Source organism: uncultured Rossellomorea sp., assembly GCF_947488365.1.
GTDB lineage: Bacteria > Bacillota > Bacilli > Bacillales > Bacillaceae_B > Rossellomorea.
On sequence record NZ_CANKZT010000026.1, the window covers coordinates 1 to 249 of the forward strand.

The 249-nt window shown below is 57.0% G+C and carries 2 tRNA genes; both read left to right on the forward strand.

The features are described from left to right. Window positions 1–77 (forward strand) — tRNA-Met (locus tag Q1B03_RS22055). Between the two features lie 4 nt (window positions 78–81). Further along, window positions 82–158 (forward strand) — tRNA-Ile (locus Q1B03_RS22060). The last annotated feature ends 91 nt before the right edge of the window (window positions 159–249 follow it).

A 249-nucleotide genomic window follows, 5' to 3' on the forward strand; every position in this document is an offset into this window, starting at 1 on the left:
GGCGGTGTAGCTCAGCTGGCTAGAGCGTACGGTTCATACCCGTGAGGTCGGGGGTTCGATCCCCTCCGCCGCTACCAAAAGGGACCTTTAGCTCAGTTGGTTAGAGCAGACGGCTCATAACCGTCCGGTCGTAGGTTCGAGTCCTACAAGGTCCACCAAGTACCATTTTTATTACGGAGGAATACCCAAGTCCGGCTGAAGGGATCGGTCTTGAAAACCGACAGGGGTGTAACAGCCCGCGGGGGTTCG